Genomic DNA, 15079 nt, shown 5'->3' on the forward strand with positions numbered 1-15079 from the left:
ATACTCCTTCTATAATAAGCTATTTAGGGGCAGGTTCAAACTCCGGCTCGTTCTGCCGGTCCCCTCTGGGTTATTCCGCTGTTCCCCGGACTGCGGCATTCTCTCCAAACAAAAAAGGACAAGCCTGGGCTTGTCCTTTTTTGTTTTACGGATGTGCCAGGTGAAGCGCAGACTTTACAGATCACTTTTGCTTAGGGCTGGCAATAGTCAAACGCGGATGCGGAAACACACAGAAAATGCTTCGTGAGGACCTCTAGCCCACGGACAGACAAACGCCTTTGTCCCGTTGGAAACAAAGGCGTTTGTCTAATACCTGCGGCTGGAACTTTGACTCTTATAGAAGGCAGCAAAGCTGAGACATCATCCTACTTCGCCAAAAGAGGCTTGAACCCATGAAAGGTTATCTATATGAAATAAATAACCATATCATTAAAATTAAAAATATGAGCAGACCTATATTTTCTCGTTTACGGGTCTTAATCGTCCCCGTTGAGAGTCGGTATATGAATATTACAATGATGCAAATGACAACCACTAAAGGAAGTATTTTTGCCAAGTTATTCATGGAGCTCCTCCTTAGGCATAAAAGATTGCTTACTTATGTATTAACCCCTGGCTGCCATCCTTTTAGCACATTATAAGCGCTTGCCATAGCGTCTTTTCCATCCTGACTAGCTACATATATTTGATAAGCAGCAACTGCAGCTCCGCCGGTGCCCACCATTGCACCGATGACAGTTTCCCAAGTCAAAACAAGTGTGCCGATTGCTGCGGTTAGTGTCACAGAGGCAGTGTTAATATTAGATCTAGCATTTGCAACTGAATTCGCATACATTTTAAAATCGTTTAACTTATACATAGTATAAGGGGCGATGGGTTTTACAAACCTATCTAGTTTGGTTCCAGTACCATAGTCTAAAAAATTATTCGCACTAGGGTATCCCAAACACTCGTACAAATCCGGATTATCTGAAAAATTCGTATAATATGTAAGCCACTCTTTTCCTCCAGAATCAACTGCTCGAGGAGATGCTCCGCTGGCTTTTGTTTCATTAATCGTTAAATTGACTTTTGAGCCATTGATAAAAAATTCCCCATTAGCTTGCTTTTCTAATTTTGTTACACGGGAACCATTTTTATATACTTTTTTATAAACGTCCTCATCTTTAAAAAAATTGTAAGTAGTCTCGTCAAACATAGTCACCGTTTCTACATTCTTTTCTTTGGAAAGTTCTAAGCGCAATGTAGTATTTTGAGTTCCAATAACATTACCATTTAAATCTCTCACAGGAAGCTGATAGGAAGTTAAACTTTCTTTCAGGGTATCCGTTGCCGCATTAGCTACTTGAGATAACATAATGCAAAAAACTAACACAAGCGACATAACTTTAAACAGCCCAGCCTTCATAGAAACATCTCCTCTGTAAAATTATTTTTTTCCAATATTAGACGTAAAACAACAAATATTGTTTCTTTTTCTAATGTTAATGTTTTGTAAAAATAAACCTTTAAATTTAGTCCGCCTAACTTTGGACAAAGGCGTTGTCCGTAATCGGAAAAAGCCCCCTTACAGGGCACTTTTTGCATATGCGACTGCGATTGCTTACGTTAATATCCCTCAATCTGGAGGGGCTCGTTATTCCGCTGCCCCCCGAGCTGTTGCATTCTCTCCAAATAAAAAAGGACAAGCCTAGGCGGCTTGTCCTTTTTCTTATTCTTTCCCGTCGCGCTCCGGCCGGCCGGCTTCGTCTGAAGCGGGTTCCCGGGGCTCTTTCGGAATCAGCTCGAAAATCTTGCCGGTTTCCATCGCCTCGATCAGCCTCAGTAGCCACTTGTAATAATCCATGGCGTGCGAGATTTTCGCTTCGTCCGCATCAAGCACGGCCTGGAGCTCCGGACTCTCTTCGTATTCCTTCTTCATATGCCGCAGTTCGACGAGCGATTTGTTGAGGGCGTTCATATTCCCTTCCACCGCTTTACGCCATTTAATGGAGAAAAAATCGCTGAAATTCTGGTACCAGTCCGGTTCCACCTCGTACAGGTCTTTGCGTGTGCCTTTTCCCCATACCTTGTCGATCATTTTCAAATCCATCAGCGTCCGGACACCGGTGCTCATGGAAGTCTTGCTCATCCCCATCGTTTTGCTCAGTTCATCCAGCGTGACGGGGCCGTTATTGAAGTACATGTAACCATATAAGTGCCCGATCGACAAGGTAATGCCGTATAAATCCATATTTTTGCCGATGGAATCAATAACTCGTTCACGGTTTTTTTGAATTTTCTGGCTCTGCTCTGTCGTAAAGCCGCTGAGATCGTTCATGGTTTCCCTCCTGAGGAACAAGCTGCTGCTTCTCAACCTCTAAATTGTATTGTAATCAAAGTCCCCTCGATAAGTAAAGAAAACACGAAAGAAGGAATACGGCGTTATACGGAGTATACTTAACGTATCGTACGTAAAGTTAAAACTGTACAAACATTTATAAGCTTATACGGACTTTGACGGTCAAAAAAGAATGCCGTTACACTGAAACAAGTCAGCAAGCCAGTCAAAAGACCCAGGAAAGGAGGTCCACATGCCTATCATTGAGGTAAAACAACTTACCAAAGTATTCGGATCGGACCCCAAGAGAGCTTTGACCCTGCTGGATCAAGGCCGCACCAAAGAACAGATTTTGAAAGAACACAGACTGACCGTGGGGGTCAATAAGGCGGAATTTTCGATTGAGCAAGGCGAAATCTTCGTCATTATGGGACTGTCGGGAAGCGGCAAATCGACGCTCGTCCGTCTGTTGAACCGGCTCATCGAGCCGACGGGAGGCCAGGTTCTTTTTAACGGAACCGATGTGCTTAAAATGAACCCCGAGCAGCTCCGTCAATTCAGACGGAAAAATATCGGGATGGTTTTTCAGAAATTCGCTCTTTTCCCGCACCGGACCGTACTTGAAAATGCGGAATACGGACTTGAAATTCAGGGTGTCGAACGTAAAAAGAGAACGGAGATGGCAACCGTCGCTTTGAAGTCGGTCGGCTTAGAAGGCTGGGAAAACAGCCTGCCCGATCAGCTCAGCGGCGGTATGCAGCAGCGCGTCGGCCTTGCCCGCGTGCTGGCCAACGATCCTGAAATCCTGCTTATGGATGAAGCGTTCAGCGCGCTGGACCCGCTCATCCGCAAGGATATGCAGCTTGAACTGCTGGAACTTCAGTCCAAGCTCAAGAAAACGATTGTCTTCATTACACATGATCTGGATGAAGCGCTGCGCATCGGAGACCGGATCGCCCTCATGAAAGACGGCTCCATCGTTCAGATCGGCACGCCGGAGGAAATTCTGATTCAGCCGGCCAACAAGTACGTGGAACGCTTCGTCGAAGACGTGGATTTGTCCAAAGTCCTCACGGCGGCCCATGTCATGAAAAAGCCGGAAACGATCTCCCTCGAAAGAGGGCCGCGTGTAGCCCTTCAACTTATGCGCGACAGCGGCGTGTCCAGCTTGTACCTGACGAGCAAAGGGATGAAGCTGCTCGGTATTGTAACCGCCGAGGATGCTCTCCAGGCTCTCAAAGAAGGCAAGTCGCTGGAGCAGGTCATGCAGCGCGAGGTTCCTACGGTTTCGCCCGGAACACTTCTGAACGACCTGTTCGAAATGATGGCCGAAACCCGGCTTCCCGTTGCCGTCGTCGACGAGGAAGAACGGCTGAAAGGCATCGTCATTAAAGGAGCGGTGCTTTCGGCCTTGGCCGGAAATGCGGAACCGGAAGCGGGTGGTGTGCGATGAATCTGCCTAAAATTCCGCTCGGCCGCTGGATCGAATTCCTCGAAAGCTGGCTCACCGATCATTTCGGACCGTTCTTCGGCGCGATCAAAGCGGTCATCGCCGCTATGGTCGGCTCCATCGAGACCGCTCTGACCGCGCTTCCCGCGCTCGTTCTGATCGTTCTGATCACGGCGCTTGCCTACTGGATCGGCCGCTGGCGGATTGCGCTGTTCGCGTTTATCGGCCTGCTGCTGATCGACAACCTGGGCTTCTGGGAGCTGTCCATGCAGTCGCTCGCGCTCGTTCTGACGGCGTCCATCCTGTCCATCGTGATCGGGGTGCCGATCGGCATTCTCTGCGCGCGGCATACGCTGCTGCAAAATATCGTGACACCGGTGCTCGACTTCATGCAGACGATGCCCGCCTTCGTCTACCTGCTTCCCGCCGTGTCGTTCTTCTCCCTCGGCGTCGTGCCGGGCGTAATCGCTTCGATCATCTTCGCGATTCCGCCTACGATCCGCCTGACCAACCTCGGCATCCGGCAGGTGCCGGAAGAGCTGGTGGAGGCGGCCGACGCTTTCGGCTCGACACCGGCGCAGAAGCTGGTCAAGCTGCAGCTGCCCATCGCGATGCCGACCATCATGGCCGGGGTGAACCAGACCATCATGCTGTCCCTGTCCATGGTCGTCATCTCCTCGATGATCGGCGCGCAGGGGGTCGGCGCTTACGTGTACCGGGCCGTCACGCAGGCCAAGACGGGCGTCGGCTTCGAAGCCGGTATCGCCATCGTCATTATGGCTATCCTGCTGGACCGTTTGACCCAGAATGTGTTTAAAAAGAAAAAATCGAACTAAGGGGTGTCATCGTTATTTTTAAAAAATGGAGTTTGTTGTTGTCCGTCGTTCTCGCCGTTGCACTGGTCGCCGGTTGTTCCACCGGAGGCGGAGCCAAAGGCAAATCCGTCAAGCTCGCATATGTAGCCTGGGATTCTGAGATTGCCAGCACGAACGTAGCCAAATATGTACTGGAAAGCAAGCTGGGCTACAAAGTCGAAATGCTCCAGGTAGACGCCGGGCCGATGTGGGCCGGTATCGCCGACGGAAGCGCGGATGCCATGGTAGCCGCCTGGCTGCCCGGCACTCACGCCTCCTACCTGGAGAAGTATAAATCCAGCGTGGAGGATCTCGGCGCGAACCTGAAAGGCACGAAGACGGGACTGGCCGTTCCCGCTTATATGAAGATCGACTCGATCGAGGATCTCAAGAAAGCCGATGTCAGCGCGTCGCTGAACAATCAGATCATCGGGATCGAACCCGGAGCGGGCATTATGATGTCCACGGAAAAAGCGGTCGCCGACTACGGCCTCTCCGGCTACAAGCTGGTCGAAAGCTCTTCGGCCGCCATGGCTCAGGAGCTGCAAAAGGCTTATAAAGAACAGAAGCCGATCGTCGTCACCGGCTGGACACCGCACTGGATGTTCGCCAAGATGGAGCTGAAGTATCTGGCCGATCCCAAAGGCGTCTACGGCGGCGAAGAAGAAATTCACACGCTCGCCCGCAAAGGCCTGAAAGAAGACCAGCCGAACGCCTACAAGTTCCTGGACCAGTTCGAATGGACCCCGGACGACATGGCTAAGGTGATGGTCGCGATCCAGGAAGGCAAATCGCCGGAAGATGCGGCCAAAGAATGGGCCGACGCGAATGCCGACAAGGTGAACGCCTGGATCAAGGGCATCGAATAAAACGCTGGTTCCAAGGAGGCGAACGATGTGCTGCCCCCGGCAAAACCTTATAAAACCAGTCTGTATCTGAGCTGTGCCTGGAATGACAGGTCAGCCTTCCGCGAGCTGGTTGCGCTGCTGCAAACCTGCCGTGACCGGGGCTTCCGCTTCGATACGTTTCTGCTGCCGGAAGATCATCCGGCGGCCGGCGCGGATAACGAGCGGTCCCTTTACGAAGCCGTGCGCGGCAAGATGAAGTACTGCCAAGCCGTGCTTATTCCGGCCGACGCACCTTCCGCCTACAGCAGATGGATCAACAAAGAAATCATCGCGGCCACAAGCGAAATGAACAAGCCGCTTATAGCCGTCCGGCCCCCGGATTCGGGAGAGCCTTCCCTGATCGTGAAGCAGAATGCCGACCGGATTGTCGGCTGGGATGCGGAAGCGATCGTGCAGGCGATCCTTGAACTGTCCGCGCCATAAGGGCGCGAACCGAACACCACTGTCCATTCGGGACAGTGGTGTTTTTGGCGTGTACTAACATAACCGACACGAAAAAGCGGCCCCTCCAAACCGGATGAGGCCGCCTTTTGGCGATATGTGCTTAAACGTTTTTTATTCGTATCGGCTAAAATAGCAGGTTTGTTCACGTGTGCTTATCTTGCCCCGGCAGGAGGCCCTACGGGCACAGGATTCGATTTCACGGTATAACGTACGGGCTCGCTTAGGCGGCCCAGCTTGTTCTTCGCCGTAATCTCGATCGGATTGTCGCCCGGAATGAGCTGTACCTGCTGGGATACGCTGCCCGTCCCGGCAAGCTGCCCGTTAATATAAATTTCCGGACTCGGATCGTTGCCGTCTTCCGCTTTAACCGTCACGGTGACCTTGGCCGCTTTCACCGTCAACGGCGGCTGCTCCGCTTTTACCAGCGGCCGCGGTACCAGGGTCACTTTTTTGCTCACGGTTTCGGAGGCTTTGCCGGACTTGCTCACCGCCTTGAAAACAAGGGGATTCTCCCCTTCGTTCAGTTTCAGGTCGATGCTCCCGTTCTCGATAACCTTGTCGTTGACATACAGCTTTGTATTTTTATCTGGCTCCTTCAGCGAGGCTTTGACCGTCACCGTCTCGCTGCCGGTTTTCTCCTGTAAGTCTCCCACGATAACGACCGGAGTCGGAGCCATCCAATCCGATACCGGCTTCCAAAGCACGGCGATAATGGCGATAAACAGGATCAGAAAAATGGAGCCTCTAAGTACGATTTTCCGTTTGTTTTTGGCCCAGATACGGGCCCATTTGCCGGACTGCCGCAGTCTGACGGTTTCGAACAATGCCGCGAATGAAGGATTGCCCGTCTCCAGCAGCTTACGGGATAAAGCCTTGTTGCGGAAAGCCTGCGGAGCGTGAACATCGAACGCGCGGCTGAGCGCCGCCTTGTAGTACGGATGAATGGCGCCTTTCCCGTCCTGGAAACGGATATCCTCCGCGGACCAGGCGGCGAAATCCGTAAACGTGTCCGTTCCTTGCCCGGCCGAGGCCACAAAGTTCAGCAGCCGTTCGTAATCGTAGCCGGGCTGCCGATCCGGACCTCTGCCGGTTCCCGGTTTATGGAAAGCCGTCACAAGCTGCCCGAAACGGGCCGGGGTGACCTCGTTTTGCATCAGCTTCTGAAGAAGGAGCTGCGCCCGGTCCAAATCGACGGGATCCAGACGGGCCATCACATCTTCCGCTTCGGATTGCTTCTTCCCGTCAAGCGTCAGCACTTTGTACGCCGCCTGTAAGACGCGGAGAACTCCCTCCTGATCGCGCGATGCCTGACCTTTCAGGTCCGGATTGATCGGATCGATCAGGAACCCCAGCCCTTGGATATCTTCGATGCCGAGGCCGCTCGGCTTCAAGTCATCCGCCAGCTCCAGATGCACGGCAAGTTTCATCCACCGGCTGAACTGCCTCACGCCGTGCCGCTTCTCTCCGGCCGAATTTTGTCTCAACTGTTCGAAATAATCGGTTAACGTCCGGGCCAGAGCGACTTTCTTCCTGAGATCCGTCCGCATAAGCTTGCGCAGCGGATCGTAAGCTTCCCGGGAGAACAGCTCTTCTCCCATCAGCTCTTCGCTGTGCGACTGCCAGAAGCCGATCTCGCCGGTAAAAGCCTGCACCGACTTGACCCGCTTCATCCGGTAGCGGATGTAGCCCTCGCCCAAGGCAGGACGGCTCGCCATCAGCCCGCCGAATACTCCGGCGAAAACAGCCGGGTAAGCGGCCAGCAGGTCCAGCAGCGGAGCCGCGCCCTCGATCCCGTCTCCCGCGTCCGCATCGGCGGCCCGCGAGACGAAGATGCCGAGGCAGCGGGCGATCAGCGCCTTCAACTGCGGTTCGGCAAACTTCTCGTAGCGCATGACGGCTTCCGCATAGTCCGCCGCCACCGCACGGCCCTTATCCGACGCTTCGCGGGTGAGAAGACCGACAAACAGCTCCTTCAGGCGCGGTTTACGCGGGTAAGATTCGGTCGTGAAGAACGACAGAATCCCGTTCATAACAGCGGCCCGGTCCTGTTCGTACAGCTCCGTGCGGCCGCGTTCGATCTCATACAGGACGCACAGCCGGGAATAGGCTGCGGCGCTCAGCAAGGTCTGGGTATCCAGCCCGGAGACCGCTTCGTCGCAGAAGTCGAAGTACTTCTGCAGCTCAGCCGGATTGTTCCGGTTAGACCACACGTAATCCAAGTACGCGTGGTCCTGGGCGGGCAGCTCCGTGTTCAGGAAGCGGCCGCCGGCGAAATCGAAAATGAAATCTTTTTCGATTTTGCGGTCGGGCAAGCGGATGCTCCCTTTTTCCGTGAACACGACGTGCAGATGCTGCTTCGCTTCCGGCTCGCTGTTGAAGGTCATGAAGCCGAGCTGCCGGCGTACCGCGTAAGGAAGGCAGCGGTACAGGAGTTCCAGCAGGCGCTTGGCGTAGATGGCGCTCTCCGAGATGTCCGTGTTCAGGGAAATGAACACTTTCTTCTTGTTCGCCACGGAGGCAAGCACCGCGAAGACGAGCTGGCGGAACAGATCCCGGTCGATCTCGAGCTTCTCCAGCAGCTTGTCCCCTTCGCCCGCGCGGATTTCCGGCTCGAACGGGATATCCTCCAGCTCGGGGATTTCCTTGCCGCCCTGGATGTCGTAGCGGCTCTGGAAGCCGCGGATGCCGAAAATGCGGCGGGGTTCGCGGATGTACGCTTCTTTGCGCTCCTTCGGAATCACGTACTGGTGCGTGAAGGAAGCGCTGCGCTGCCCCGTGAAGTCCGTCGCCACGTAGACGCTGCGCCCGATTACGAAATCCCCGTTCTCCGCGTGGTAAGCGACGACCGACTCCGGATACAGCCCGGAGTTTTCTTCCCCGCGTTCCAGAAGCTCTTGCGGTGCCTTATAGACGCAGTATGGGTGCAGCGCGGATTTGATAAAGGAAGGGTCCAGCCCCGGCGATTTGGCGACCGTATCGAACCCTTCGCTTGTGCGGAAGACCCCCTCGCGGTCCCGCGTAAACAGGTGCTGTTGAATGTGTTTAGCCATCACGTCGCATCTCTCCTTGCGATATAGCCCAGCTTGTGCAGCAGCCAGATGAACGGCTCGTCGACCCGGGTCGGATTAATGACGCCCGAAATCTGCTTGTTCACGGGATTGGTGCCGAGTGCGGAAACCGCGAAGTAAGCCGTATTCGAAAAATAGACGTCTACCGCGTCCTTGAACGGACGGTCCACTTTTTCAATAAAACGGCCGATTTCGCCGTTAATGTTTTCGAACTCCGATTCGTCGAGATAGCCCTGATGGACGACATTTCGGAATACGTTGCTGTTCGGCTGGATGTACTCGCTGTCTTCTTCCTTCAAATACTGGAGCATGTCGCTCTTCGTCAAGACGATCGCCGTCGGAATCTCCGTCTTGGAGTTGCTCTGGTGGGCGATAAAATTCTCGAACAGCGAAATAACCACCTCGCGCGGCTCGTCGTACCGGTTGGCGAATTCGCCCTGCTCCCCGCCGACATTGATCTGAATTTTGTCCCGGATGCTCCGGATTTGCAGAGGGTCGACTAGAAACAGGATACCCGATGAATTTTTGATATGAGACGCATAAATATCGAGATATTCCCTCTGAACCATACCCTCGCCCGCCACATCGAAAAAGACGATCGTCAGCGGAGCCTCACGCTCATCCTTAAACACGAACTGGAAAATAAACGGCTCCTGCTGTTCGTTCGGGTTGGTCGATTGCAGCATGCTGCCCCGTTCGAAGATCGGCTCGTGATAGTGCTGCCGGAATTTGCGGGAAATTTCCGCGCTCAGCGGCATGCAGGCCGCGTTAAAATTCGAAGCCGTCGTATGTTGGAGCGTATGGATCAGCGAAGTCATATAGACAGACTTGCCGACCTGCGAAGCGCCCACGATCGAAATAATATTGCTCGGCACTTTACCGGCCGAAATCGGCAGCTCGTTATGGCAGTACGGACACAAGCGCCGCCGGGTCGTTTCCCCGTAACGGTCGGTTACGGCGACGAGCACGTTCTGTACATATGTCTTGTACGAGTCGGGAATCGTTGAAGGCAGAATAACGGCCTCCATGTCCACCTCGGACAAATTGAATTTGCGCCTCCAGCTATTCAGACGCTCGTCCTCCTGAAGCATAAAATCATCGTCGCTATCCTTGATATGAGTGGCCCGGAACACAACATCGTTGGGCTCGAACTTATTGAAGCAGTACGGGCAGACGATGCTGTAATAAGGCGGCCGCTCTTTCTCGGGCGGCTTTTTTTCGAAAAGACTTTTCAGATACCCTAGCATGTGCGCCTCTCCTCATTCCTGGATTAGTTCATAAACATCCCCGTAACGGGAATCGGTGAAAAAAAGCCGCAGAAAATCGTGCTTGCCGATTTCGATCTCCGGCAGGGTCTGCGTGCCCGCCTCGAAATCCCGGCGGAAAGGATAAGCGGTGCCGTCCTGCCGTCCCGCCGGATGGCCGCCTTCCTTCTTCACGTAACAAAGCGCTTCCTGTGGCACCGGAATCTCGCAAAACAATTGAATTTTCGCGGACTTGTATTTGCCGAACAACCGGCCTCCGTATTTAATCGAATACCGGATCCGGGCTTTGCCTGCGCTGACCCGAATGGTGTTGTCCGTGCCGGTCTGCCGGTACGGAGCCACGCGGCCGTCCTTCATGACGCACGGGAAAATGCGGTACCCCCGCATTCCGATGTACTCCATGCGCTCGCGGTAACCGCCGGACGCCTTGTACTCTTCCCGCGTAAACAGCTTGAGCTGATGCGGGGCAAGCTGCTCGGGCGGCTCCTCGCTTCCGCTCTCGAAGCTGTACACATAGACCGCGCCGACTTCCTTGGGCCACTGCCATGTCAGCAGGCACTCCCCTTCACGCGCCGGCTGCGAAGCCAGCTTCGTGATCCGGTTCTCTTCGTTGATTTCTTCCCATTGCATGCAAATCGCCTCACTTGATCACTAGCCTACTTGTTAAACGTCGTGCGCTGGCGCTGCAGGCCCCCTGTATTCCGCACCGCGCGAAGCTTCCAGCGCGCGGTGCTCGGCGTCACATGACGGTGGTCAACCACATGCCTCCGGAGCACCGAACGCTGATTTGCGCTTCTCCCCTGCTTGCGGGCAGCCCGGTTCAGCGGAACTTCTTGCCGACCGGCGCGCTGTCCTTTCTGCCGTAACGCCCCTCTTCGAGCCGGGCCCGCTGGTAATTTTTGCGCAGACCCGAATGGGAATCGTTCGTGCTAACCGGGATGAGCAGAGCCCCCAGCGATAAAACGAAGGCAAGCACGATGTCAGCCACCGCCCGGTAGAAGAACGGAATGTTCGTTCCGGGCATTCCGGTTTCCAGCACAAGTCCGGCCAAAAGGCCCGCAAGCGTACCGCCAATGGCAAAGCTGAGCGCGAGATGGCGGTTGTCGAAGATGATGCCCAGCGAAAGGCCGATCAGCGTACCGATCAGCAGAATAAACGCCACCCGCAGGAATGCGTGGAACCCGTCCGAAGCGGCGGCTCCCAGGCGTTCCCCCGCAAGATGCCACGGCTGCTGGGCCGTGTAAATCTGCTCGAACGCATCCGTAATGCGGTCCGCGCTTTTCACGTCATGGAAGGAGCCGCTCGTCTGCTCGGCGATGCGCTGGAGCAGCTGGATGCCTTCCACCTGGGAATCGTCGATGCCGACCGTATGGACGCTGATCCCCGCCTTAACGAACGGAGACAGCACCTCCGTCGTATTCACATCGCTGTAGCCGTCCGAGATCAGGATAACAGAAGAAGAGCTGTCCGCCGCTCCGTCCTTCTTCAGCTGATCCATGACCGTCGTCAAAGCCCGGCCGATATCCGTCTGGCCCGTCGGCTCGCCGATCTTGTCCAGCCTGCCGCGGAGTTCTTCCCGGCCGGAGCCGGTAAGCTTCGTGAGCGGGGCGATAAGCTGTGTTTCCTCATTAAACGTAAACACCGCCGCACTGTTTTTGCCGTCCATCCGGCCGATCAGAGACTTGGCCGCCTGGAGGCTCTGTTTCTGCGGATCGTTCTGCGACATGCTGTCCGATTTGTCGATGACCAGCACATAGTTTTGCGGCGCCTTCTTCGTGCCGAGCACCTGGAAGCCGTACAAAACCTGGAACAGCGCCCCCGCTATAAACAGCATCACGAGCGTAGCCGGGACGAGAAACTTCCAGCCGTCGCCCGCGTATCGCAGACGCCAGTTTTTTCCGTTCAGCTGCGGCGAAATCATCTCCGCCACAAGGCAGAACAGGCCGACAAACAAGGCCAACTGCCCGAAATAGACCCCCATCAGCACCGTTTCATGCCAGCTTCCTTCCCAGCGGTTCAAAATAAATTCGCCGACGATAAACCCGACGAATCCTCCGATTACGCTGAATAAGGTCAGCAGCGGATTCCATTTTCTCTGTTTCACAGGTCTCCCCCTCTTTTCTTTATTGTCCTACGAGCAGAGTGCCGTCACCTAGCCGTACTTTATGAAAGCTTCGTGCTGTCCGTTCCTGTTTCGGGCAGTTCCATGCTGTGAAAGCGATAGCCGTTCTCCGTATACGTCTCGTAATAGCGCCTGCTGTTCCGGTACACCATCAGATCCTCCAGCCTGAAGCCGCCCATGAGCCGGAGCTTTTCGATTCCGCCCGGTTTCTTCTCATGCACGCAGCCGAGCTTGTACGTCCGGCTTCCGCCGTCAACCGCAAACGCATATTGGATAAACTCACTCCGCGAGTCGCCGAAAAAGTATTTTTCTTCATGACGGTTGCGGTGGGTGGAATGATACACATCGATCCGGACCGCGGCTTCGTTCTCAAGCGTCGTATAAAGATCGCGGAAAAGGTCTTCCTTCGAAAGCACATCCCGGTTATCGTAGCTGGCGGCCACATTGGCCCGCTCCAGCAGCTCCGCTTCGAACGTCTGATGGAAAAGAGGATGAACGAGCACGTCCCGGCGGGCCGTGGCCATCAATTTCCGAAGCCACTGAGCGGCATCCCGGTCGATTTCAACGGAAACGTTCCCCAGGAACCGTTCGTCGAAATAAAACCGGCTCTCTCTGCGCCCTTCCATCTCCGTCAAAATCTGCTTCACCACGTGCTCGTAGTACTCGTTGATATTGCGGCCCAGATAGTCGCTCGCCGCCGTAATTCCGCTGCGGCTCGTATCGAGCAGAAGCTTCTCCAGGCTGTCCATCTGCCGGACGGCCGCGGCCGCCCGCTCCCTCAGCTCCTCCAGCTTGTCCAGGTATGCCGTCATCAGCTTCTGCTTCAATTCCAGAACGAGCAGATCGCGTCTTAGGCCGTAGGCTTCATCCAGCAGGTGACGGATCAGGTTCTTTACCGAGGCCTTGTCGGATTTCCAGCCGAACAGCGAGCCTTTGCCTATCGGCTGCCGGTCCACACGTTCGCCGTAAAAATTGTCCAGCTCATCCCGGAGCTGATCGGCCCGGTTCCCCGCGTCCTTCAGCTGCTGCCTCAGTTCACCCGGCAGGCTCCGGCTTCCGGCGCCGCTTTCCTCCGCAAGCCAGCGGTTCAGAGCGTAGTACCCGTAAGCCGGGTCGTCTACGACGCGCTCCTTCAGGGTGCGCTCCAGCCGCTTGGCGAAGCCGCGTTCCGCGAAGGCCGCCTCCGCTCTCTGCCGGACGTTCATGTCGAAAAACCGGCGGGCGCTGTCCTGAAACAGCGCAAGCTCCGCCTCTTTCAAAGACATGGACTTCAGCTCCCCGTAAGAAACCGGGTCGTGCATAAGTCCGTACATCTCCTCCACGGCCTGCTCCCGTCCCGGCACGACCGATTCGACCTCACGGTCCCACAACTGGGGCTCCATGGAGATCAGATCGGGCAGCAGCCGGGCGCCGCCCTGGACGTTCTCCTCCATCTTCTCCCGTACATGCCGGTAAAGATGATACAGGACGGTCAGGGCGATCGCCGAATTCGGACGGCTGACTCTGGAATACCCCGCCGATACGTAGCCGACGCCTTCTTCTCCGGGCGGCGCTATGTTTTGTTTGAAATGCTGGTGATTGTACGTGCCCGCCTTAGACGAATCGCCTTCGTTTTCGGCTTTGATATGCCGGTATTTCAGCAGATTCAGCGAGCTGATCGTTTCGTAGCTGCCTTTCATTCCGCTCTCGGTAAAAATGCCCCGCTCATCCTTGTCGCTCAAGAGATAGACCGTGTCGAAAAGCGGGGAAGGGCCGTGCTGAGCGGGAAGCGTAATGCCTTCGCCCGTCACTTGAAGCGGGCTTGAGAAGGTATAGTCCCTGCTCTGCAGCACTTCCAGCTCCCTGAGAAAGCTGAAGCTCATGGAAGCGCGGAGAGCGAATTCCTCTCCGACCTGCTTCTCTTCGAGCAGCCCGTACAGATCCACGATCACGGAGCGGAAATGCTCGCCGAAGATCGTCTCCATCAGGGCGGTCAGCTCCGGCAGCAGCACGTTGCAGGGATCGTCGAGCCTTGTGACGACCGCGATGTTCAGCCGCTGGAGATTTGAGTACAGCCTGCCGAATTCGGAAATCCGGCTGTTCATTCTGCGCAGCAGAACGTTCAGCTCCAGCAGCTTTTCCCGGTTGGACCGGAAGCTGTCGTGGAGGTCCGGTCTTGCCGTGCGTGCGTTATTTCCCGGGACCGGCAGCGTCCAGGTGTAGATATTGCCGGCTTCGGGGCCGCCGGCCGGATCACTCCGGTGCGTCCCGCCGCTGCGGGGCAGGTCCCTGTAATCCGGGACGGCCTGCCCGGAACGCTTCTCCGCCTCCGGCGGATCAGCCTGCGGCCAATCCTGACGGGCTGCGGCCTCATGCTCCGCATGCGGCCCGCCGGATTCTTCGCGGGACCGCTCCGTTCCGACATGGAGGTAAACGACCCCCGTGCTGTTGTTCCACCTGCGGTTGTTGATTTCCGCCATCGTCTGCAGGGCTTCCGCCGATGTATCGCCCAGGAACAGAAAAACGAGCGGATGGTGAATGCTGCGCTGCTCATCTCCGTCCAAACCCGTGCTGTCCGTTTCCGCGGCATATTCGTTTGCGAACGCCACCAATTTCTCCCGCATGGTTTCCTCACTCCTATCCTTTGGGCGTCAGTGCAGAGAAGGACG

General features: G+C 55.3%; 11 protein-coding genes. 4 read left to right on the forward strand and 7 right to left on the reverse strand.

Annotated features, from left to right (window positions below; genetic code table 11):
- Positions 1–598: 598 nt before the first annotated feature.
- Positions 599–1408, reverse strand: a complete 810-nt coding sequence (locus PCH01S_RS29290; RefSeq protein ID WP_053228704.1) for a hypothetical protein — start codon at positions 1406–1408, stop codon at positions 599–601.
- 303 nt (positions 1409–1711) lie between these two features.
- Entirely contained in the window at positions 1712–2320 is a 609-nt protein-coding gene (locus tag PCH01S_RS12285; protein ID WP_042229666.1) for a GbsR/MarR family transcriptional regulator, read from the reverse strand.
- Between the two features lie 253 nt (positions 2321–2573).
- Between PCH01S_RS12285 and PCH01S_RS12290 the strand changes: the two genes are divergently transcribed.
- From PCH01S_RS12290 to PCH01S_RS12305, 4 genes are read left to right on the forward strand one after another with little or no spacing between them, the layout of a single operon-like run.
- Positions 2574–3773 carry a quaternary amine ABC transporter ATP-binding protein gene (locus PCH01S_RS12290; protein WP_042229667.1) on the forward strand — a complete coding sequence of 400 codons (1200 nt, stop codon included), beginning with the start codon at positions 2574–2576 and terminating at the stop codon, positions 3771–3773.
- Entirely contained in the window at positions 3770–4606 is an 837-nt protein-coding gene (locus tag PCH01S_RS12295; protein WP_042229669.1) for an ABC transporter permease, read from the forward strand. Before PCH01S_RS12290 ends, PCH01S_RS12295 begins: the two co-directional genes overlap by 4 nt.
- 38 nt (positions 4607–4644) lie before the next feature.
- A complete protein-coding gene (locus PCH01S_RS12300) occupies positions 4645–5493 on the forward strand; it encodes a glycine betaine ABC transporter substrate-binding protein (RefSeq protein WP_241688799.1) in 849 nt (282 codons plus the stop codon).
- Between the two features lie 27 nt (positions 5494–5520).
- On the forward strand, positions 5521–5955 hold the full coding sequence (locus PCH01S_RS12305; RefSeq protein WP_042229671.1) for a TIR domain-containing protein: 435 nt from the start codon (positions 5521–5523) through the stop codon (positions 5953–5955).
- Positions 5956–6128: 173 nt separating this feature from the next.
- Here the strand turns inward: PCH01S_RS12305 and PCH01S_RS12310 are convergent, their stop codons facing one another.
- The 5 genes from PCH01S_RS12310 to PCH01S_RS12330 all read right to left on the reverse strand — a co-directional run bounded on the left by PCH01S_RS12310 (position 6129) and on the right by PCH01S_RS12330 (position 15034).
- Positions 6129–9026, reverse strand: coding sequence for a GAP1-N2 domain-containing protein (locus PCH01S_RS12310; protein WP_042229672.1), 2898 nt, complete (start codon positions 9024–9026; stop codon positions 6129–6131).
- Entirely contained in the window at positions 9026–10291 is a 1266-nt protein-coding gene (locus tag PCH01S_RS12315; protein ID WP_042229673.1) for a TRAFAC clade GTPase domain-containing protein, read from the reverse strand. The genes PCH01S_RS12310 and PCH01S_RS12315 overlap by 1 nt, the downstream gene beginning before the upstream one ends.
- A 12-nt stretch (positions 10292–10303) precedes the next feature.
- The gene (locus PCH01S_RS12320; RefSeq protein WP_042229675.1) at positions 10304–10939 is read right to left on the reverse strand and encodes a hypothetical protein; all 636 of its coding nucleotides are present in this window, start codon (positions 10937–10939) and stop codon (positions 10304–10306) included.
- Between the two features lie 190 nt (positions 10940–11129).
- Positions 11130–12413: a vWA domain-containing protein gene (locus PCH01S_RS12325; protein WP_042229676.1), complete on the reverse strand. Its 1284-nt coding sequence runs from the start codon at positions 12411–12413 to the stop codon at positions 11130–11132.
- A gap of 59 nt (positions 12414–12472) precedes the next feature.
- Positions 12473–15034 carry a hypothetical protein gene (locus tag PCH01S_RS12330; protein ID WP_042229678.1) on the reverse strand — a complete coding sequence of 854 codons (2562 nt, stop codon included), beginning with the start codon at positions 15032–15034 and terminating at the stop codon, positions 12473–12475.
- Between the last annotated feature and the right edge of the window lie 45 nt (positions 15035–15079).

Source organism: Paenibacillus chitinolyticus NBRC 15660 (assembly GCF_000739915.1).
GTDB lineage: Bacteria > Bacillota > Bacilli > Paenibacillales > NBRC-103111 > Paenibacillus_F > Paenibacillus_F chitinolyticus.

Coding starts and splice junctions, on each gene's coding strand:
- PCH01S_RS29290 (WP_053228704.1), bottom strand. CDS start 1,408: ATGAAGGCTGGGCTGTTTAAAGTTATGTCGCTTGTGTTAGTTTTTTGC.
- PCH01S_RS12285 (WP_042229666.1), bottom strand. CDS start 2,320: ATGAACGATCTCAGCGGCTTTACGACAGAGCAGAGCCAGAAAATTCAA.
- PCH01S_RS12290 (WP_042229667.1), top strand. CDS start 2,574: ATGCCTATCATTGAGGTAAAACAACTTACCAAAGTATTCGGATCGGAC.
- PCH01S_RS12295 (WP_042229669.1), top strand. CDS start 3,770: ATGAATCTGCCTAAAATTCCGCTCGGCCGCTGGATCGAATTCCTCGAA.
- PCH01S_RS12310 (WP_042229672.1), bottom strand. CDS start 9,026: ATGGCTAAACACATTCAACAGCACCTGTTTACGCGGGACCGCGAGGGG.
- PCH01S_RS12315 (WP_042229673.1), bottom strand. CDS start 10,291: ATGCTAGGGTATCTGAAAAGTCTTTTCGAAAAAAAGCCGCCCGAGAAA.
- PCH01S_RS12320 (WP_042229675.1), bottom strand. CDS start 10,939: ATGCAATGGGAAGAAATCAACGAAGAGAACCGGATCACGAAGCTGGCT.
- PCH01S_RS12330 (WP_042229678.1), bottom strand. CDS start 15,034: ATGCGGGAGAAATTGGTGGCGTTCGCAAACGAATATGCCGCGGAAACG.